Here is an 18,833-nt window from a genome sequence, read left to right as displayed (position 1 = left end):
GGCCATGCCGACGCTGATCCTGTGGGGCCATGCGCTTGCCGCGCTGGGCTTCGGCGCGCTCGCGCTCGGCTGGCTGCAGCGCTCGCGGCACGAGGCGGTGCGGCTGCCGCTCGCCGCGGCGCTGATCGTCACCGCGTTATGGGCCTTGGCGGTAGCGGGGATCGGCGCCGACGACATCGTGCCGCGCGTCGCCGAATCGCTGCGCAATCTCCTGTGGCTCGGCGTGATGCTGGCGGTGGTGCGCCGCGGCCGTACCGGCAGCGCGCCGCTCTATGCGGTCTATGCCGCGGCGGCGACGATCACCGTCTTCGCGACCGTGCTGGCGCTGACCGAAACCCTGCCGCTCGGCCCCGAGGCGCAGCAGGTCGTCGGCAACGTGCGGCTGATCGCGCGGATGCTGGCGGCGGTCGCCGGGCTGGTGCTGATCCATCACCTGGCCGTCGCACCGCGGGCGCAGGGGCGGATCGTTCTGCTCGCCGGGGCGATCGCGATCATGTGGGGCGGCGACCTGTTCGCCGCTGCGCTGCGCTGGAGCCTCGGCGGACGCCCGCTCGGCATCCTCGCGGTGCGCGGCTTCGCGATGACCGGGGCGGCGGTGCTGCTCGCGCTCGCGGTGCGGCGCGGCGAGCGCGGGCTGGCGGTGTCGCACGGCATCGCGCTCCGGCTGTTCTCGGTCGCTGCGGTCGTCGTCTACGCGGGTTTCACCATCCTGCTGACCCAGGTCGCGGCGCGCTACGCCGGCGACACCGCGCGCATCGTCCAGACCGCGATCGTACTTGGCGCGACCACCGCCCTGATGACCCTGATGTCGACGCCGTGGTTGCGCGCTTGGGCGAAGGTGAAGGTCGCCAAGCATTTCTTCCGCCACCGCTACGATTATCGCGCCGAATGGCAGCGCTTCACCGCGACGCTGGGCACGCCGGTCGATTTGGGGGGCGAAGGGGTCGACCCGCTCGACCGCCGCATCGTCCGCGCGATCGCCGACCTGACCGGATCGCCCGCCGGGCTGTTGCTCGTGCCCGAGGGCGATGGCCTGGGTCCCGGCACCGCTTGGTATTGGTCCGACGCCGGCACCGCGGGCGCCGACCTCGTCGCGCATCTTGCCGCGAGCACCCGCATCGTCGAGCTCGACCAGGTCCGCCGCGGCGAGGCGCCGGCGGACGAGGCCGCGACGATCCCGCGCTGGATGTGCGACCGATCCGACGCCTGGGCGCTGGTGCCGCTGATCCACGGCGCCAGCCTGATCGGCGCGATCCTGCTCGCCCGCCCGCCGATCGACCGCGCGCTCGACTGGGAGGACCTCGACCTGCTCCGCGTCGCCGGTCGACAGGCGGCGAGCTACCTCGCCGAGGATCGCGCGCACGCCGCACTCGCCGATGCGGCGCGGTTCGATGAGTTCAACCGCCGCTTCGCGTTCATCATCCACGACGTCAAGAATCTGGTCAGCGGCCTTACGCTGGTGGCGCGCAACGCCGAACGCCACGCCGACAACCCCGCGTTCCGCGCCGATATGGTCGAAACCCTGAAGGACTCCGCTGCCCGCATGAATGCGCTGCTCGCCCGCCTGTCGCAGCATCACCGCACCGTTCCCGAGGCGGTGCAGACGGTCGACGTCGCCGCGCTGGCGCTGCGCCTCGCCGCGTCGCGCCGTGCGCAGCACGAGGTCCGCGTGACCGGCGAGGGCGTCGCGCGCGCGCAGCCGGGGCGGCTCGAACAATTGCTCGGCCATCTGCTCCAGAATGCGGTCGAGGCGTCGCCCGCCGATGCGCCGATCGAGCTGGTCGTCGGCGCCGCGGACGGGCGCATCCACATCGACGTGATCGACCACGGCTGCGGGATGAGCGCCGCCTTCGTCCGCGACCAGCTGTTCCGCCCCTTCGCCTCGTCGAAGGCGGACGGCTTCGGCCTCGGCGCCTATGAGGCGCGCGAGCTCGCCACCGCGATGGGCGGCGCGCTGGAGGTGACGAGCCGTCAGGGCGAGGGCACGCGCTTCCGCGTCCTGCTGCCGCGCGCCGATGCGGTGGAGCGGGCGGCATGACCGACAAGCCCGTCCTGCTGATCGTCGAGGACGACCTCGCGCTCCAGCGCCAGTTGCGCTGGGCGTACGAGGGATACGAGATCGTCGTCGCCGCCACCCGCGGCGAGGCGATCGAGGCGCTGCGCCTTCACGAACCCGCGGTGGTGACGCTCGACCTCGGCCTGCCGCCCGATCCCGACGGCACGCGCGAAGGCTTCGCGACGCTCGCCGAGATCCTGGCGCTGAAACCCGATACCAAGGTGATCGTCGCGTCGGGCCATGGCGCCCGCGAAAGCGCGCGGGATGCGATCGCGCTAGGGGCATGGGATTTCTACGCCAAGCCGATCGACATCGATGCGCTCGGCCTGATCGTCGCGCGCGCCTTCCACGTCCATGCGCTGGAGGCGGAGAACCGTCGGCTCGCCGCGCGCGAGACGGCGGGGGCGGGGTTCGGCGGTCTGCTTTATGCCTCGGACGAGATGGCCAAGGTCGTCCGCACGATCGAGCGCGTCGCGCCCGCCGACGTGTCGGTCATGCTGCTCGGCGCGTCCGGCACGGGCAAGGAACTGCTCGCCCGCGGCCTCCACGACGCCTCGTCGCGCCGCCGCGGCGAATGCGTCGCGATCAACTGCGCCGCCATCCCCGAGACGTTGCTCGAAAGCGAGCTGTTCGGGCATGAAAAGGGCGCGTTCACCGGCGCGGTGAAGACGACGCCGGGCAAGATCGAACAGGCGGCGGGCGGCACCCTGTTCCTCGACGAGATCGGCGACGTGCCGCTGCCGTTGCAGGTCAAGCTGCTCCGCTTCCTGCAGGAACGCGTCATCGAACGGATCGGCGGGCGCAAGGCGATCCCCGTCGACACCCGCATCGTCTGCGCGACTCACCAGAATCTAGAGGCGATGGTCGCCGAGGGGCGTTTCCGCGAGGACCTCTATTACCGCCTCGCCGAGATCGTCGTGCGCATCCCGGCGCTCGCCGAGCGGCCAGGCGACGCCAGCCTGCTCGCCCGCGCCTTCGTCCGCCGCCATGCCGCGGCGATGAAGGTGGGCGTCACCGGTCTTGCTCCCGACGCGCTCGCGGCGATCGACGCCTGGGGCTGGCCGGGCAACGTCCGCGAGCTGGAGAACCGGATCAAGCGCGCGGTCATCATGGCCGATGGCAAGCTGGTCACCGCCGCCGACCTCGACCTCGGCGGCGACGTCGCGGACACGCTGCCGCTCAACCTGCGCAGCGCGCGCGAGGTCGCCGACCGCCGCGCGATCCGCCAGGCGCTGGCACGCGCCGAGGGCAATATCTCGGGCGCGTCGCGGCTGCTCGGGGTCAGCCGGCCGACGCTGTACGATCTGCTCAAGAGCTACGATCTGCATGGCTGATTCGCCCTATCCGATGCTGCGCCGGCGTCGCCGTCGCTGGCCGCGGCTGCGCGTGCGGCTGACCCGGACGCATCGCATCGCGCTCGGCGTGCTCGCCGTCGTCGGCCTCGCGCTCGCAGCCTATGCGCTGCGTCCCGCACCGCGCGTCGATCCGGTCAAGGCACTCGCCGACGCGCGCACCGCCTATCGCATCGGCAATTACAGCGCGGCCCGCACCCACGCGCTCGCCGCATTGGGCGCCGCGCCGGGCTCGCAGGAAGCGATGCTGCTGCTCGCGCGCAGCTATGTCCGGCTGGGCGACGGCACCGCCGCGGAAGGGGCGTTGAGCCGCGCGCGCGCGCTGCGCCTGCCGCCCGCCGCGCTCGCCGGACTGCGCGCGCAGGCGCGGCTGTTGCAGGGCGACCTGCAGGGCGCGATCGACCTCGCCGCCACCGCGCCCGCCGACGACGGCGAGGCGTTGCGCGCCCGCGCCCGGGGCATCGCGTTGCAGGGCGATGGCGGTACGGCGACGCAGTTGCTCGACGGCTGGATCGCCGCGCATCCGCGCGATGCGGGGGCGTGGAGCGACCTAGGTCGCGTCCGCCTGACCGCGGGAGAGATCGGCGGCGCCACCGATGCCGCCGCGCGCGCCGCGCGCCTCGCGCCCGGCGATCCCGTGCCGCTGACCTTGCAGGCGGAGATCGTCCGCACCCGCTACGGCCTCGTCGCCGCGCTGCCGTGGTTCGCCGCGGCGTTGCAGCGCGATGCCTATTACCACCCCGCGCTGATCGAACAGGCCGCGACGCTCGGCGACATGGGCCGCAATGCCGCGATGCTCGCCGCGACGCGCAAGGCGCTGGCGGCGAGACCGGGCAGCCCGCAGGCGCTGTACCTGCAGGCGGTGCTCGCCGCGCGTGCGGGCAAGCCCGACCTCGCGCGCGACCTGCTCCAGCGCGCCGGTCCCGGCATCGCCGGCCTGCCCGGCGCGATGCTGCTCGGCGGTGCGCTCGATGACGGCCGCGGCCAGTACGAACGCGCGATCGACCGCTGGCGCCAGCTGGCGGCCGCGCAGCCGATGAACGTCACGCTGCGCCGCCTGCTCGCCGCCGTGCTGTTGCGCTCGGGCGATGCGCAGGGCGCGCTCGACCAGCTGCGCGCGCTCGCAATGCGTGCCGATGCCGACGCCTATACGCTGACGCTCGCGGCCCGCGCTGCCGAGGCGACCGGTGACCGCGCGGGTGCCGCGCAGTTGCTCGACCGCGCCGCCGGTGGCGCGCGCGGCGGCGCAACGGCCTTCGCCAGCGACGACAGCGTCGCGACCTTGCAGGCCGATGCGGGGGACGATCCCGGCGATCCCAACGCGCTGCTCGCGTTGATCCGCGCGCAGTTGACCGCGGGCGATACCGCCGGCGCCGTCGCCCGCGCGCGGGGCCTCGCCGCCGCCAGCCCCGGCGCGCCCGCGGCGCAGCTGGTGCTCGGCGATGCGCTCGCCGCGGCGGGGCAGTTCGCCGACGCGGCGCCGGTCTATGCGCGCGCCGCCAGCCTGGCCTTCGACGAACCGACGATGCTGCGGCTGGTCGATGCCTGGGGCCGCGCAAACCGCCCGCGCGAGGCGGCGGCCGCGCTGTCGCTCTACCTCCAGCAGAACCCGCAGAGCCTGGCCGGTCGCCGTATCCTCGGCCATTGGCAGGTGACCAGCGGCGACGCCGATGCCGGAATCGAGACGCTGGAGGGCGTGCGCCGCATCGCCGGCAACCGCGACGCCGCGCTGCTCGCCGACCTCGCCCGCGCCTATGCGGCGAGCGACGACGGTGCGGTCGCGCGTCGCTACGCCCGCGCCGCTTATGCGCTGTCGCCGATGAACGCGGGCGTGTGCGATGCCTATGCGATCGCGCTCGCCGCCGATGGCGATCTCGGTGGCGCGCGCCAGCTCGCTGCCAAGGCGGTGGCGCTCGCTCCCGGCGACCCGCTCATCGCCGCGCACGCGCGCCAGATCGCGCGCTGATCGCTTGCGCCGCGGGCGTCGGCCGGTCATGACGCGCGGCATGACCGACCCTCTGGAGCGTATCGCCGCGGCGCTCGATCGCCTCGCCCCGCCGCCGCCGGCGAGCGACGATGCGACCGCGCACCCCGCCTATGTCTGGCGCGACGGCGCTCTGATCGCTGCGCGCGCCTTCGCACCGCTGCCGCTCGACCTGCTGATCCGCGTCGACAAGCAGAAGGCGGCATTGGGCGAGAACCTTCGCCGGCTCGCCGCCGGCTCGGCGGCGCAGGACGTGCTGTTGTGGGGCGCGCGCGGCACCGGCAAGTCGGCGCTGGTCAAGGCGGCGATCGGCGCGGTGCAGGGGGAGGGCGGGGATGTGGCGCTGGTCGAGGTGACCGCGCTCGACGCGCTGCCGCGGCTGTTCGCGGCGCTGGCGCCGGTGCCGCGCGCGTTCGCGCTGTTCCTCGACGACCTCGGCTTCGACGCGCCCGCGGAGGCGCGAATCCTGCGTTCGCTGCTCGAAGGCGGTGCGGAGGCTCGGCCGGGCAACGTCCGGTTGCTGGTGACCGCCAACCGCCGCCACCTGGTGCCGCGCGACATCGAGGAGCAGAGCAGCGCGATCAACCCGCGCGACAGTATCGACGACCAGCTGGCGCTGGCGGATCGCTTCGGCTTGAGCCTCGGTTTCCACGCGCTCGACCAGGACGGCTATTGCGCGATCGTCGCGGGGTATGCGGCGCGGTTCGACCTGCCGTTCGATGCGGCGGAGGCGATCAACTGGGCGACGCGGCGCGGCAGCCGTTCGGGGCGCGTGGCGTGGCAGTATGTGACCGAGCTGGCCGGAAGGGCGGGGAGGAGTCTGGGCTGACCTGTCGCCCTCACACCCCCCTTCGTCCTCAAACTCCTTCAGTCATCCCGGCGAATGCCGGGACCCATGGAGGGGATGAAACCTGCGTCAGTATCCGGCCATCAGCCACGCGCATCCATGGGTCCCGGCGTTCGCCGGGATGACAAGAGGGGGGATGCCGGGGGAGGAGGAAAGCCTTTATCCCAACCCCTCGACCTGCTCCGCCAGCTCCAGCCAGCGCATCTCCGCCGCGTCCTTCTCCGCCCGCGCCGCGTCGATCGCGGCGGTCAGCGCCGCGAACCGCTTGGGATCACGCACGTACAGCGCCGGGTCCGCCAGCAACGCCTCGTCGCGCGCGATCGCCTTATCGATCGCCTCGATCCGCGCCGGCAGCTGGTCGTAGTCGCGCTGGTCCTTGTAGGTGAGCTTCGTCCGCGCCTGCGCCGGGGGAGGGGGCGCCGCCTTGGCCGCCGCCTTCTTCGCGCCCGCCACCGGCTTGCGCTGCCGTTCCCAATCCTCGTAGCCGCCGGCGACGACGTCGACCGTCCCCGACCCGTCGAGCCCCAAAGTCACGGTCACCGTCCGGTCGAGGAAGTCGCGATCGTGGCTGACGATCAGCACCGTGCCGCCGTAATCGGCGATCACCTCCTGCAGCAGGTCGAGCGTTTCGAGGTCGAGGTCGTTGGTCGGCTCGTCGAGCACGAGCAGGTTCGATTCGCGCGCGAATTCCCGCGCCAGCAGCAGCCGCGACCGTTCGCCGCCCGACAGCGTCCCCACCTTCGCCTCCGCCAGCGAAGGATCGAACAGGAACTCCTTGAGATAGCCGTGGATGTGCTTCCTCACCCCCAGCACGTCGATCCAGTCGCCACCGTCGGCGAGCACTTCGCGCACCGTCTTGGTCGGCGCCATCAGGCTGCGCTGCTGGTCGATGACGATGCCGTCCAAGGTCTTGGCCAGCTTCACCTCGCCCTCATCGGGCGCGAGCTCGCCGGTCAGCAGCTTGAGCAGCGTCGTCTTGCCCGCCCCGTTGCGCCCGACGATGCCGATCCGGTCGCCGCGCGTCACCCGCAGGTTGAGGTCGCGGATGATCGTGCGCTCGCCATACGATTTGGTCGCGTGCTTGACGTCGATCACCACCTTGGTCTTCGAATCGTCCGACGCGGTGGCGAGGTTCGCCGCCCCCTGCGGCCCCATCATCGCCGCGCGTTCGGCGCGCATGTCCTTCAGCTTGGCGAGCCGCCCCTGGTTGCGCCGCCGCCGCCCGGTGACGCCGCGTTGCAGCCAATGCTCCTCGATCTTCAGCTTGGCATCGAGCCGCTGCGCGTTGCGCTCCTCCTCGGCGTACACCTGTTCGGTCCACGCCTCGAACCCGCCGAAGCCGATCTCGGCGCGGCGGATCGAGCCGCGGTCCATCCACAGCGTCTGCCTGGTCAGCCGGGTGAGGAAGGTGCGATCGTGGCTGATGACGACGAACGCGCCGCGGAAGCGACCCAGCCATTCCTCCAGCCAGTCGATCGCGGCGATGTCGAGATGGTTGGTCGGCTCGTCGAGCAGCAGCACGTCGGGGTCCTGCGCCAGCGCGCGGACGATCGCCGCCCGCCGCCGCTCGCCGCCGCTCGCCGAGGCGGACTCGCGCGACAGGTCGATGCCGAGCTGGTCGGCGATCGCGTCGGCCTCGTGCGCCGCGGGCGCATCGTCGCCGCCGAGCACGTAATCGGCGAGCGTCGCGCAGCCGGCAAGGCTCGGCTCCTGTTCCAGCAGCACGACGCGCGTCCCCGGCACGATCACGCGGCGCCCCTCGTCGCTGTCGATCAGCCCGCCGATCAATTTGAGCAGCGTCGTCTTGCCTGCCCCGTTGCGTCCGATCAGCGCCAGCCGGTCGCGCGCGCCGATATGGATGTCGAGGTGGCGGAACAGCCAGCCGTGGCCCTGGATAACGCCAAGGTCTTCGTACGCAAGGATAGGGGCAGCCATGGCCGGCGCAGGTAGGGCGTGGGCGTCGTCCCGGCAAGCACGGGTGGAACGGATCGCCGCCTGAACGCTTTGCGCGTCCGTCATTCACAGGGTGTTCAATGGCTTCCGCCTATGCCAGTCGTCATGAAGATGGTTCCGCCCTTCCTGCTCCTCGCCACGCTGTCGGCGCCGCTCGTGGCGCAGGCACCCGATCAGCGCCGCAGCGATCAGGAGCGCGCCTATGATGCGCGCCGCCGCGGCGAGGTGCTGTCGCCGCGCGCGATCGAGGGGCGCGTGCTGCCGACGATGAAGGGCTACGAATATCTCGGCTTCGACCTCGATTTCGGGACTGCGGTTTACACGCTCAAATTCATGCGCGATGGCGTCGTCGTCTGGGTCGACGTCGACGGGCGCTCCGGCCAGATCATCGGCCGCACCGGTAAATAAGGGGATCACATGCGCGTTCTGATCGTCGAGGACGAGCCGAATCTCGGCCAGCAGCTCAAGAACACGCTGGAAGGCGCGGGCTATGCCATCGACCTCGCCACCGATGGCGAGGAGGGGCATTTCCTGGGCTCGACCGAGAATTACGACGCGATCGTCCTCGACCTCGGCCTGCCGGAGATCGACGGGCTGACCGTGCTCGATCGCTGGCGGAAGGAGGGCAAGGTGATGCCCGTCCTCGTGCTGACCGCGCGCGACAGCTGGTCGGACAAGGTGGCGGGGCTCGACGCGGGCGCAGACGATTACGTCGCCAAGCCGTTCCAGACCGAGGAGCTGATCGCCCGCCTGCGCGCGCTGATCCGCCGCGCGTCGGGCAATGCCTCGTCCGAACTGACCGCCGGCGACGTCCGTCTCGACACGCGTTCGGGCAAGGTCACCCGCGCCGGCGAGCCGGTGAAACTGACCGCGCAGGAATACAAGCTCTTGAGCTATCTGCTCCACCACAAGGGCAAGGTGGTCAGCCGCACCGAGCTGATCGAACATATCTACGACCAGGATTTCGATCGCGATTCGAACACGATCGAGGTGTTCGTGACGCGGATCCGCAAGAAGCTGGGCCAGGACGTCATCACCACGATCCGCGGGCTTGGCTACAGCCTCGAAGACCCCGACGCCTGACGTCGCGCCGATGGACACGCCGTTAGCCGAAGCGCCGCCGCGATCCCGGGCGAAGACCACGGGGTCGCTGTCGCGGCGGATGATCCTGATCGCGGCGGCGTGGATCGGGCTGCTGCTGTTCGGTGGCGGCTTCGCGCTCGACCGGGTGCTGGCGAGCGCGGTGACGCGCAACTTCGACGACCAGCTGCAATATGTTCTGCGTTCGCTGATCGCGTCGGCGGCGATCGATTCGGCGGGCGAGGTCCTGTTCAGCCGCGATGCCGCCGCCGACCAGCGGTTCATCGAGCCCAATTCGGGCCTCTACTGGCAGGTGTCGGCGCCCGGCCGCCCGGTGACGGATGCCTTCCCCTCGCGATCGTTATGGGACCGGCGGCTCGCGTTCGGCGGCGTCCACGACGACCGCAGCGTCCACGTCTACAACAGCAATCAGTTCGCCGACGAGAAACTGCGCATCGTCGAGCGCGACGCGCAGATCCCGGGTTCCAAGATCCACTGGCGCTTCCAGGTCGCGCAGAGCCGCAGCGGCCTCGACGCGCAGATCGCGGTGTTGCGCCGGACATTGATCCGCAGCTTCGTGCTGCTCGGCCTCGGCCTCGTCGTCCTCGCCTGGTTGCAGACGCTCTACGGTCTGTGGCCGCTGCGCCGGGTGCGCGAGGAGATCGCGCGGATGCGCGCCGGCCGGTCGAACCGCGTCGACAGCGCGATGCCCGACGAGGTCGCGCCGATGGTCGAGGAACTGAACGCGCTGATCGAGCATAACGAGCGACAGGCGGAGGAAGCGCGGCGCCACGCCGGCAACCTCGCACATGCGCTGAAGACGCCGCTGACCGTCATCATGAACGCCGCTACCGCGCAGGCCGACGACCTCGCCGACACGGTGATCCGCGAGGCGCGGACGATGCGGCGGCAGGTCGACCATCACCTCGCCCGCGCCCGCGCCGTCGGCCGCCGCGGCTCCGCGCACAGCCGCGCGCCGGTCTGGCCCAGTCTCGAATCGGTCGAGCGCGCCGTCGCCCGGCTCTACCGCCACGTCCGCATCGACGTCGACGGGCCGAAGGACCTGCAGGTCCATGTCGAGCGCCAGGACCTCGACGAGATGCTCGGCAACCTGATCGAGAATGCCGCCAAATACGGCGGCGGCAGCGTGTTCGTCACCGTGTCCGGCCAGTCGGGCTTCGTCGAACTGATGGTCGAGGACGACGGGTTGGGCATCCCCGAGGAAGACCGCATCCGCATCTTCGACCGCGGTGTCCGGCTGGATACCGGCAAGCCGGGCACCGGGCTGGGGCTGGCGATCGTCCGCGACGTCGCGGAGATCTACGGCGGCACGGTGAGCTTGGAAGAGAGCGAAGACCTTGGCGGTTTGCTGGTGCGGCTAAGGCTGCCGGCGGCGAACTGATTCTGCCGGACGGTAGTCTCCATTCCCTCGTCACCCCGGACTTGTTCCGGGGTCCACTGCTCGGCAGGCGTGAAGGCAGAGCCTCTTGTCTGGCGCCCGCGGCCCGGTGGACCCCGGAACAAGTCCGGGGTGACGAGGGCTTTTGGACACCCGGTCGGTCCATGCCGGACGGGCGCTCACGCCGCGACGGTCAGCCCGCTCATCACCTCCGCCGTGATCGCCAGCGACCGCTTGCGCGCGTCATGGTCGTAGATCGCGCTCGCGACCATCACCTCGTCGACGTCGGTGCGTTCGATGAACGCCGCGGTCTGGCGTGCGACCGTCGCGGGCGACCCCACCGCCGAACATTGCAGCACATGGTCGAGGATCGCCGCCCCCTGCGCGCCCAGGCTCGCGCGATAGCCGGCGACGGGCGGCGGCATCTGGCGCGGGTTGCCGGTGCGCAGCGCGACGAACGATTGCTGTTGCGAACTCGCCAGCAGTTCCGCTTCCTCGTCGGTGTCGGCGGCGAAGACGTTGAAGCCCGCCATCGCATAGGGCCGGTCGAGCTGCTTCGACGGACGGAAGTCGCGGCGATAGATCGCCAGCGCGGCATCCAGCGCATCGGGCGCGAAATGCGAGGCGAAGGCGTAGGGCAGGCCCAGCGCCGCGGCGAGCTGCGCGCCGAAGGTGCTCGATCCCAGGATCCACAACGGCACGTTCGCGCCCGCGCCCGGCGTCGCCGCGATCCCTGTTTGGCCGTCGTCGGCGAAATAGCTCTGCAGCTCCATCACGTCCTGCGGGAAGGCGTTGGCATCGGTCTCCAGCGTCCGTCGCATCGCCCGCGCGACGCGCTGGTCCGATCCCGGCGCGCGGCCCAAACCCAGATCGATGCGCCCCGGAAACAGCGCGTCGAGCGTGCCGAACTGTTCGGCGATCACCAGCGGCGCATGGTTGGGCAGCATGATTCCGCCCGCGCCGACGCGGATGGTCCGGGTCGCGGCGGCGACATGGCCGATGACCACCGCGGTCGCCGCGCTGGCGATGCCGCGCATGCCGTGATGCTCGGCGACCCAATAGCGCTGGAAGCCCAGCGTTTCGGCATGCCGCGCGAGATCGGCGGCGTTCGCGAGGCTTTGCGCCACGGTGCCGCCCTCGACGACGGGCACCAGGTCGAGCAGGGAATAGCGTGTCATGCCATGGAAGATGGGGACCGGGCGGTGCGCCCGCAATCATAGCTCCGCTTGGGCCACCCCAAGTGAAAGCCCGGCGGCGTCGCTTGTGCCCGCCGCCGCCGCCGCCTAGACGCCGCCGCATGCTCGCCGCGCTCGCCCATATCGACACGTGGATCTTCGATCTCGACAACACGCTGTACCCGGCGCGCGCCAATCTGTTCGCGCGGATCGACCATCGCATGACCGATTATGTCGCGCGCCGGCTCGGCCTGCCGTGGGACGAGGCGCGGGTGGTGCAGAAGGGCTATTTCCACCGCCACGGCACGACGCTGACCGGGCTGATGGCCGACCACGGCGTCGATCCGCACGAGTTCCTGGCGGAGGTCCACGACGTCGAGATGGACGTGCTGGAACAGGATGCGCCGCTCGCCGCCGCGATCGCGCAGCTACCAGGGCGTAAATTGGTCTTCACCAACGGTGACAAGCCCTATGCGCTGCGCGTGCTCGACCGATTGGGCCTCGGCGAGAGCTTCGAGGCGGTGCACGACATCCACGCGATGGACCTCGTCCCCAAGCCGCACGCCTCGGCCTATGCCGGCCTGTGCGCCGCCTTCGGGATCGAGCCGACCCGCGCGATCTTCTTCGAGGACATGGCGCGCAACCTGACCCCGGCCAAGGCGATCGGCATGACCACCGTCTGGATCGACAACGGGTCCGAACAGGGCCCCGAGGTCGAGCGCGCGCATATCGATTTCACCGTCCACGACCTCGCGCCGTGGCTGCAGCATATCATGGAGGCATCATGAGCCAGGACTTGGCCACCGTCATCGATTCGGCCTGGGACGATCGCGCGTCGCTGGGCTTCGACACCGGCGGCGAGGTGCGCAGCGCGGTCGATCGCGCGCTGGCGCTGCTCGACGCGGGCGAGGCGCGCGTCGCCGAGCCCGACGGCAATGGCGGCTGGCGCGTCAACCAGTGGCTCAAGAAGGCGGTGCTCTTGAGCTTCCGCCTCAACGACAATGCGCTGATCGACAACGGCCCGGGCGCCGGCCACTGGTTCGACAAGGTGCCGTCGAAGTTTTCGGGCTGGAGCGAGGCGGAGTTCCGCGCCGCGGGCTTCCGCGCGGTCCCCGGCAGCGTCGTGCGCCGCGGCGCCTATGTCGCGCCCGGTGCGATCCTGATGCCGAGCTTCGTCAACATCGGCGCCTATGTCGGCGAGGGGACGATGGTCGACACGTGGGCGACGGTCGGCTCCTGCGCGCAGATCGGCAGGAACGTCCATCTGTCGGGCGGCGCCGGCATCGGCGGCGTGCTCGAGCCGCTGCAGGCCGATCCGGTCATCATCGGCGACGGCGCGTTCATCGGCGCGCGCTCCGAGGTTGCCGAGGGCGTCCGCGTCGGCGAGGGCGCGGTGCTGTCGATGGGCGTCTACCTCGGCGCCTCGACCAAGATCATCGACCGCGCCACCGGCGAGGTCTTCAAGGGCGAGGTGCCGCCGTACGCGGTCGTCGTTCCCGGCTCGACCGGCGGCGGCGAAGGCAAGCCCGGTCTCTATTGCGCGGTGATCGTCAAGCGCGTCGACGCGCAGACGCGCAGCAAGACCAGCATCAACGACCTGCTGCGCGACTGAGGTCACGGAGATCGTCATCCCGGCTTTCGCCGGGATGACGGATCTGATCGATCGCTGGGAGTAGAGCACCAGCGAACCATTTCGCCTCCGAACCGTTATCGCAAACCCAGCGGCGTGGGCCGCGCTGCAATGCACGGGTTTCGATGACGTCACGCTCCCTCCGCGCCGCTGCGGCCGGTCTTGCCTTCGCCCTGACCGCCCCGGCGGCGCAGGCGCAACAGGTCGATGTCGGCGCCCCCGCCCCGCCGCCCGACACGGCGGAGGCGGCGCCCGACAGCAGCCAGGGCGATACCCAGCGCCGTCCGCGCACGCCGATCGCCCGGGCGCGTGACACCTCGCCCTCGGCATTGATCGGCGACACGCAGAGCACGCCGCCCGCCGGCCTGATCGGCGACTGGCAGAAGATTCGCACCCGGCTGGGGGAACGCGGCATCGGCGTCACCGCGCGCTATGCCTCGGAGAGTGGCTACAACGTCGCCGGTGGGACCCGGAAGCTGTTCCGCGAGACGGGACAGCTCGACGCGGGCGTGCTGCTCGACCTCGATAAGCTCGTCGGCCTGACCGGTGGCGCGTTCCAGGCGACGGTGACGTGGCGGCGCGGGCGCAACCTGACCGCTGACGCCGGTATCGACGCGCTGCAGCAGGTGCAGGAGGTCTATGGCCGCGGCCAGACCGTGCGCGTCACGCAATTGTGGTACGAACAGCGCCTCGGCCCCGCGGTCGAGGTCAAGCTGGGGCGGACCAATCCGGGCGAGGACTTCGCGGTCTTCTCCTGCCACTTCATGAACCTCAGCTTCTGCGGCGCGCAGCCGGGCAATCTGGTCGGCGACTACTGGCAGAACTGGCCGATCGGCCAATGGGGCGCGCGGGTGCGCGTCGATCTGCCGCGCGACCTGTACGTCGCCGGGGGCGTGTACGAGATCAACCCGCGCAACCTCGACAACGGCTTCTTCATCGCACGCTTCAAGGGCGCGACCGGCGTGTTGATCCCGGTCGAGCTGGGCTGGACGCGCGGCGGCGAGGGCAATGGCGGCAACGTCGGGTCGTACAAGGTCGGCGGCTGGATCGGCACCGCCGACGGCGACGACGTGCTGCTCGACGGCACCCGCCGGCCGAGCGTCGTCACCGGCCTGTCGCCGTTGCAGCACAGCAGCCGCTACGGCGTCTACGCGACGATGCAGCAGCAGCTGACCGGCACGGCCAAGGACGGCAAGGCGCTGACCGGCCTGTCGATGTACGCCAACGTCACGCAGGCGGATCGCGCCACGTCGGTGACCGACAACCAGGTCGCGCTGGGCCTTTTCTACAAGGGGCTGGTGCCTGCGGTGCCGGGCGACGTGCTCGGGCTGGGCGTCGCGCGGACCAACGTCAACGGCCGTGCCGCCACCGCCGACCGGCTGGTGCCCGGCACGCCCGTCCGCCACGCCGAATATGCCGCGGAGGTCTATTACAGCATCCACCCCGCCGACTGGCTGGAGCTGCGCCCCAACCTCCAGTACATCCACCACCCCGGCGGCATCCGCGAGGCGGCCGACGTCGGCGTGCTCGGCATGAAGGCGGCGATCACGCTGTAAGAGCCTGTCGTAAAAGCCTGTTTGAAAACTCGACAAGCCGCCGCGGCGCGCCTATCCCGCCGTTGTACACGTTAAACAGAGGTATCCGCATGTCCGACGCCAGCACGCTCCTCGACCGCGTCCTCGTCCTCGAGATGGTGCGCGTCACCGAAGCGGCGGCGATCTCCGCCTCGAAGCTGACCGGCCGCGGCGACGAGAAAGCGGCCGATGCCGCCGCGGTCGAGGCGATGCGCGAAGCGCTCAACGAGCTCGACATCGACGGCACCGTGGTGATCGGCGAGGGCGAGCGCGACGAGGCGCCGATGCTGTTCATCGGCGAGAAGGTCGGCACCGGCAACGGCCCGGCGATCGACATCGCGCTCGATCCGCTGGAGGGCACGACGATCTGCGCCAAGGCGGGGCCGAACAGCCTCGCGGTGCTGGCGATCGCCGAGAAGGGCGGCCTGCTCAACGCGCCCGACGTCTATATGGACAAGATCGCGGTCGGCCCCGGCCTGCCCGCGGGCGTCATCGACCTCGACAAGACGCCGACCGAGAACGTGACCGCGATCGCCGCCGCCAAGGGCGTCGCGCCAGCCGACATCATCGCGTGCGTCCTCGATCGCCCGCGGCACGAGGCGCTGATCGCCGAGCTGCGTGGGCTCGGCTGCGGCGTGATGCTGATCGGCGACGGCGACGTCGCCGGCGTGATCGCGACCGCCGATCCCGACACGACGATCGACGTCTACATGGGTTCGGGCGGCGCGCCCGAGGGCGTGCTCGCCTGCGCCGCGCTGCGCTGCGTCGGCGGGCAGTTCAAGGGCCGGCTGCTGTTCCGCAACGACGACGAGCGCGCCCGCGCGCGCAAATGGGGCATCACCGAGCTCGACAAGCAGTACGACCTCGAGGAACTGGCCAAGGGCGACTGCATCTTCGCCGCGACCGGCGTCACCGACGGATCGCTGCTGGAGGGCGTCAAGCGCCGCAAGGGCAAGATGACCACCGAGAGCGTCGTGATGCGTGCCTCGACCGGCACGGTGCGCTGGGTCAAGGGCGAGCACCGCACGGCTTGAGGTCGGGGGCGGGCGTCCGCGGGTAAGGGCAACACGCGGCGTGTTTGGGCGGACACCTGTCCAGCAATTCCCCGTCACCCCGGACTTGTTCCGGGGTCCACTCCGCGGCGAGGCGAACGGCGCGATGCTCCAGTCCCTCGCTTGCGGCCCGGTGGACCCCGGAACAAGTCCGGGGTGACGAAGTGCTCTGGATGCTCGTCGCCTTCCTCCTCATCCTGACCCTCGCCTATCAGGCGGCCTTGCTTTGGCGCGGACGGTTGCTCGCCCCGTTACGGATCGGCTTCGATGCGCGACACCTGCGCTGGGCCTCCTCATTGTGTCTCGGCTACGGCCTACCGGCGCTGCTCGGCCTGCTGGCGATCGGGCGGCTGGACGGCATTCTTCATCTGCCGCCCGAATTCCTGCCGCTCGCCTGGTTCGCCGGGGTGCCGCCCGGGTCGATCGGCCCGGACATCGTTGTGATCGGCCTCGTCGCCGGCAGCGCGCTCGGCCTGGCGCTGACGTGGTGGCGGGCGCGGCGGGGCAGGGCGCCTTGGACCGCGGGGGACGTGCGCACGATCATGCCGACCAGCGATGCCGACCTGTGGCCGGCCACTGTCCTCGCGGTGTCGGCGGGGGTGGCGGAGGAGCTGTTCTACCGCCTCTGGCTGCCGCTGATCGTCGCGCTGGCGACGGGCTCGGGGACCGCCGGTCTCATCGTCGGCACGCTCTGCTTCGCGCTGATGCACCGCTATCAGGGCTGGGCGGGCGTCGCCGCCAATACCGTCGGCGGCGGGTTGCTCGCGGCGCTCTACCTCGGCAGCGGCGCGCTATGGCTGCCGATCGCGGTGCATGCGCTGGTCGACCTCAACGCGCTGGTGCTGCGCCCGGCGTTCAGCGCGCGGCTGCGTCGGTAGCACTTCCCCCATCCGGTCATGCTGAGCTTGTCGAAGCAGGGTGAGACTCACCTGCCCTTCGACAGGCTCAGGGCGAACGGTTGTAGTAGGTCCCGAGCCTAGTTCTTCAGCCGCCAGCCGCTCTTGAAGATCCACGCGATGACCGCGAGGCAGGCGACGAGGAAGCCCAATGTCACCCCCAGGCTGATCGCGATGTCGACGTCGCCCTTGCCGAAGAAGCTCCAGCGGAAGCCGCTGACGAGGTAGACGACCGGGTTGAACAGGCTGACCGTCCGCCACGCGGGCGGCAGCATGTCGATCGAATAGAAGCTGCCGCCCAGAAACGTCAGTGGCGTTATCAATAGCATAGGCACGAAGTTCAGCTGTTCGAAGCTCTTCGCCCAGATGCCGAGGATGAAGCCGAACAGGCTGAACGCAACCGCGGTGAGCAGCAGGAAGGCGATCATCGCGCCCGGATGCAGCACCCGGATCGGCACGAAGAACGCGGAGGTCGCGAGGATGATCGCGCCCAGCACCACCGACTTGGTCGCCGCCGCGCCGACGAAGCCCAGCACCATCTCCATCGCAGAGACGGGCGCGGAGAGCAGTTCGAAGATCGTGCCGGTGAATTTGGGGAAATAGATGCCGATCGAGGCATTGCCGACGCTCTGCGTCAGCAGGCTGAGCATGATGAGGCCGGGGACGATGAAGCTGCCGTAGCCGACACCGTCCACCGTCTGCATGCGGCTGCCGATCGCGCCGCCGAAGACGATGAAATACAGGCTGGTGGTCAGCACCGGCCCGACGAGGCTCTGCCAGAGCGTGCGCAGCGAGCGCGCCATTTCGAAGCGATAGATCGCCCAGATGCCGTGGAGGTTCATGCCCGCTCCCCCACCAGATCGACGAAAATGTCCTCGAGGCTCGACTTGGAGGTCTCGAGGTCGGTGAAGGCGATATGGCGTTCGGCGAGTTCGCGCAGCAGCGCGGGGATGCCGTTCTGCTCCTCGGTCGCGTCGAAGACGTAGCGCAGCGTCCGGCCGTCGTTGGCGAGGTTCAGCTGCCAGCGCTCCAGCCCCTCGGGCACCGCATCGAGCGGCTCGACCAACGCGAGGTCGAGCTCGCGCTTGCCGAGCTTCTTCATCAGCGCCGCCTTTTCCTCGACGAGGAGTAGCTTACCCTGGTTGATGACGCCGATGCGGTCGGCCATCTCCTCGGCCTCCTCGATATAATGCGTCGTCAGGATGATCGTGGTGCCGCGCTCGCGCAGCTTGTGGACGAGCTTCCACATGTCGCGGCGCAGCGCGACGTCGACGCCGGCGGTGGGTTCGTCGAGGAACAGCACCTCGGGTTCGTGCGCCAGCGCCTTGGCGATCAGCACGCGGCGCTTCATGCCGCCGGACAATTCCATGATCTTGGCGTCGCGCTTGTCCCACAGTGACAGGTCGCGCAGCACCTGTTCGATATAGGCGCTGTGCCCTGATCGCCCGAACAGCCGGCGCGAGAAGGTGACGGTGGCGAGCACGGTTTCGAACATGTCGACCGACAGTTCCTGCGGCACCAGCCCGATCAGCCGTCGCGCCGCCTTGTAGTCGGTGAGCGCGTCGTGACCGGCGACCTGAATCGTGCCGGTCGAGGGCGTGACGATGCCGCAGATGATGCTGATCAGCGTCGTCTTGCCGGCGCCGTTGGGGCCGAGCAGCGCGAAGATCTCGCCCTTCCCGATTTCGAGGTCGACGTCGTGCAGCGCGGTGAAGCCGCCCTTGTAGGTCTTCGACACGCCGGCGACGGCGAGGATCGGGTCTGGCATGCGGGTCCCCCTGAAGCCGCACAGATAGGGCGGCGACGGCAGGCGTTAAACCCCCGCGCGCGTCCCC

16 protein-coding genes are annotated in these 18,833 nt (G+C 70.4%); 12 read left to right on the top strand and 4 right to left on the bottom strand.

Going from position 1 to position 18,833, the window contains the following annotated elements:
- Positions 1 to 4 precede the first annotated feature (4 nt).
- From prsK to M9979_RS09785, 4 genes are read left to right on the top strand one after another with little or no spacing between them, the layout of a single operon-like run.
- Positions 5 to 2,038: an XrtA/PEP-CTERM system histidine kinase PrsK gene (prsK, locus tag M9979_RS09800; protein WP_254289176.1), complete on the top strand. Its 2,034-nt coding sequence runs from the start codon at positions 5 to 7 to the stop codon at positions 2,036 to 2,038.
- A complete protein-coding gene (prsR, locus tag M9979_RS09795; RefSeq protein WP_254289175.1) occupies positions 2,035 to 3,390 on the top strand; it encodes a PEP-CTERM-box response regulator transcription factor in 1,356 nt (451 codons plus the stop codon). Before prsK ends, prsR begins: the two co-directional genes overlap by 4 nt.
- On the top strand, positions 3,383 to 5,374 hold the full coding sequence (locus tag M9979_RS09790) for a tetratricopeptide repeat protein (protein WP_254289174.1): 1,992 nt from the start codon (positions 3,383 to 3,385) through the stop codon (positions 5,372 to 5,374). Before prsR ends, M9979_RS09790 begins: the two co-directional genes overlap by 8 nt.
- A 40-nt stretch (positions 5,375 to 5,414) precedes the next feature.
- Positions 5,415 to 6,221: an ATP-binding protein gene (locus M9979_RS09785; protein ID WP_254289173.1), complete on the top strand. Its 807-nt coding sequence runs from the start codon at positions 5,415 to 5,417 to the stop codon at positions 6,219 to 6,221.
- 177 nt (positions 6,222 to 6,398) lie between these two features.
- Here M9979_RS09785 and M9979_RS09780 read toward each other — a convergent pair whose 3' ends face one another.
- A complete protein-coding gene (locus M9979_RS09780; protein WP_254289172.1) occupies positions 6,399 to 8,174 on the bottom strand; it encodes an ABC-F family ATP-binding cassette domain-containing protein in 1,776 nt (591 codons plus the stop codon).
- A gap of 123 nt (positions 8,175 to 8,297) precedes the next feature.
- Between M9979_RS09780 and M9979_RS09775 the strand changes: the two genes are divergently transcribed.
- Genes M9979_RS09775 through M9979_RS09765 form a run of 3 tightly spaced genes read left to right on the top strand, consistent with a single transcriptional unit; the run spans position 8,298 to position 10,674 of the window.
- Positions 8,298 to 8,600, top strand: coding sequence for a hypothetical protein (locus tag M9979_RS09775; protein ID WP_254289171.1), 303 nt, complete (start codon positions 8,298 to 8,300; stop codon positions 8,598 to 8,600).
- A 9-nt stretch (positions 8,601 to 8,609) separates the two neighbouring features.
- A complete protein-coding gene (locus M9979_RS09770; RefSeq protein ID WP_254289170.1) occupies positions 8,610 to 9,275 on the top strand; it encodes a response regulator transcription factor in 666 nt (221 codons plus the stop codon).
- A gap of 10 nt (positions 9,276 to 9,285) precedes the next feature.
- The gene (locus M9979_RS09765; RefSeq protein WP_254289169.1) at positions 9,286 to 10,674 is read left to right on the top strand and encodes a sensor histidine kinase; all 1,389 of its coding nucleotides are present in this window, start codon (positions 9,286 to 9,288) and stop codon (positions 10,672 to 10,674) included.
- Between the two features lie 176 nt (positions 10,675 to 10,850).
- Here M9979_RS09765 and M9979_RS09760 read toward each other — a convergent pair whose 3' ends face one another.
- Complete coding sequence (locus tag M9979_RS09760) at positions 10,851 to 11,849, bottom strand: LLM class flavin-dependent oxidoreductase (protein WP_254289168.1); 999 nt, start codon at positions 11,847 to 11,849, stop codon at positions 10,851 to 10,853.
- A 119-nt stretch (positions 11,850 to 11,968) separates the two neighbouring features.
- Between M9979_RS09760 and M9979_RS09755 the strand changes: the two genes are divergently transcribed.
- The 5 genes from M9979_RS09755 to M9979_RS09735 all read left to right on the top strand — a co-directional run bounded on the left by M9979_RS09755 (position 11,969) and on the right by M9979_RS09735 (position 16,980).
- The gene (locus M9979_RS09755; protein ID WP_254289167.1) at positions 11,969 to 12,634 is read left to right on the top strand and encodes a pyrimidine 5'-nucleotidase; all 666 of its coding nucleotides are present in this window, start codon (positions 11,969 to 11,971) and stop codon (positions 12,632 to 12,634) included.
- Complete coding sequence (dapD, locus tag M9979_RS09750) at positions 12,631 to 13,458, top strand: 2,3,4,5-tetrahydropyridine-2,6-dicarboxylate N-succinyltransferase (RefSeq protein ID WP_254289166.1); 828 nt, start codon at positions 12,631 to 12,633, stop codon at positions 13,456 to 13,458. Before M9979_RS09755 ends, dapD begins: the two co-directional genes overlap by 4 nt.
- A 143-nt stretch (positions 13,459 to 13,601) precedes the next feature.
- Entirely contained in the window at positions 13,602 to 15,032 is a 1,431-nt protein-coding gene (locus tag M9979_RS09745; RefSeq protein ID WP_254289165.1) for a carbohydrate porin, read from the top strand.
- Positions 15,033 to 15,121: 89 nt separating this feature from the next.
- Positions 15,122 to 16,084, top strand: a complete 963-nt coding sequence (glpX, locus tag M9979_RS09740) for a class II fructose-bisphosphatase (RefSeq protein WP_254289164.1) — start codon at positions 15,122 to 15,124, stop codon at positions 16,082 to 16,084.
- 191 nt (positions 16,085 to 16,275) lie between these two features.
- Positions 16,276 to 16,980, top strand: coding sequence for a CPBP family intramembrane glutamic endopeptidase (locus tag M9979_RS09735; protein WP_254289270.1), 705 nt, complete (start codon positions 16,276 to 16,278; stop codon positions 16,978 to 16,980).
- A gap of 98 nt (positions 16,981 to 17,078) precedes the next feature.
- Here the strand turns inward: M9979_RS09735 and M9979_RS09730 are convergent, their stop codons facing one another.
- Both M9979_RS09730 and M9979_RS09725 read right to left on the bottom strand, forming a co-directional pair.
- Positions 17,079 to 17,840, bottom strand: coding sequence for an ABC transporter permease (locus M9979_RS09730; RefSeq protein WP_254289163.1), 762 nt, complete (start codon positions 17,838 to 17,840; stop codon positions 17,079 to 17,081).
- Positions 17,837 to 18,766, bottom strand: coding sequence for an ABC transporter ATP-binding protein (locus M9979_RS09725; RefSeq protein ID WP_254289162.1), 930 nt, complete (start codon positions 18,764 to 18,766; stop codon positions 17,837 to 17,839). The genes M9979_RS09730 and M9979_RS09725 overlap by 4 nt, the downstream gene beginning before the upstream one ends.
- Positions 18,767 to 18,833 lie beyond the last annotated feature (67 nt).

Source organism: Sphingomonas liriopis, from assembly GCF_024211255.1.
GTDB classification, from domain to species: Bacteria; Pseudomonadota; Alphaproteobacteria; order Sphingomonadales; family Sphingomonadaceae; genus Sphingomonas; species Sphingomonas liriopis.
This window is presented reverse-complemented; position numbering and strand designations above follow the sequence as displayed.

Bases quoted from the DNA above. Each gene is read 5' to 3' on its own strand.
- prsK (WP_254289176.1), top strand. From the start codon at position 5: ATGCCGACGCTGATCCTGTGGGGCCATGCGCTTGCCGCGCTGGGCTTC.
- prsR (WP_254289175.1), top strand. From the start codon at position 2,035: ATGACCGACAAGCCCGTCCTGCTGATCGTCGAGGACGACCTCGCGCTC.
- M9979_RS09790 (WP_254289174.1), top strand. From the start codon at position 3,383: ATGGCTGATTCGCCCTATCCGATGCTGCGCCGGCGTCGCCGTCGCTGG.
- M9979_RS09785 (WP_254289173.1), top strand. From the start codon at position 5,415: ATGACCGACCCTCTGGAGCGTATCGCCGCGGCGCTCGATCGCCTCGCC.
- M9979_RS09780 (WP_254289172.1), bottom strand. From the start codon at position 8,174: ATGGCTGCCCCTATCCTTGCGTACGAAGACCTTGGCGTTATCCAGGGC.
- M9979_RS09775 (WP_254289171.1), top strand. From the start codon at position 8,298: ATGAAGATGGTTCCGCCCTTCCTGCTCCTCGCCACGCTGTCGGCGCCG.
- M9979_RS09770 (WP_254289170.1), top strand. From the start codon at position 8,610: ATGCGCGTTCTGATCGTCGAGGACGAGCCGAATCTCGGCCAGCAGCTC.
- M9979_RS09765 (WP_254289169.1), top strand. From the start codon at position 9,286: ATGGACACGCCGTTAGCCGAAGCGCCGCCGCGATCCCGGGCGAAGACC.
- M9979_RS09760 (WP_254289168.1), bottom strand. From the start codon at position 11,849: ATGACACGCTATTCCCTGCTCGACCTGGTGCCCGTCGTCGAGGGCGGC.
- M9979_RS09755 (WP_254289167.1), top strand. From the start codon at position 11,969: ATGCTCGCCGCGCTCGCCCATATCGACACGTGGATCTTCGATCTCGAC.
- dapD (WP_254289166.1), top strand. From the start codon at position 12,631: ATGAGCCAGGACTTGGCCACCGTCATCGATTCGGCCTGGGACGATCGC.
- M9979_RS09745 (WP_254289165.1), top strand. From the start codon at position 13,602: ATGACGTCACGCTCCCTCCGCGCCGCTGCGGCCGGTCTTGCCTTCGCC.
- glpX (WP_254289164.1), top strand. From the start codon at position 15,122: ATGTCCGACGCCAGCACGCTCCTCGACCGCGTCCTCGTCCTCGAGATG.
- M9979_RS09735 (WP_254289270.1), top strand. From the start codon at position 16,276: ATGCTCGTCGCCTTCCTCCTCATCCTGACCCTCGCCTATCAGGCGGCC.
- M9979_RS09730 (WP_254289163.1), bottom strand. From the start codon at position 17,840: ATGAACCTCCACGGCATCTGGGCGATCTATCGCTTCGAAATGGCGCGC.
- M9979_RS09725 (WP_254289162.1), bottom strand. From the start codon at position 18,766: ATGCCAGACCCGATCCTCGCCGTCGCCGGCGTGTCGAAGACCTACAAG.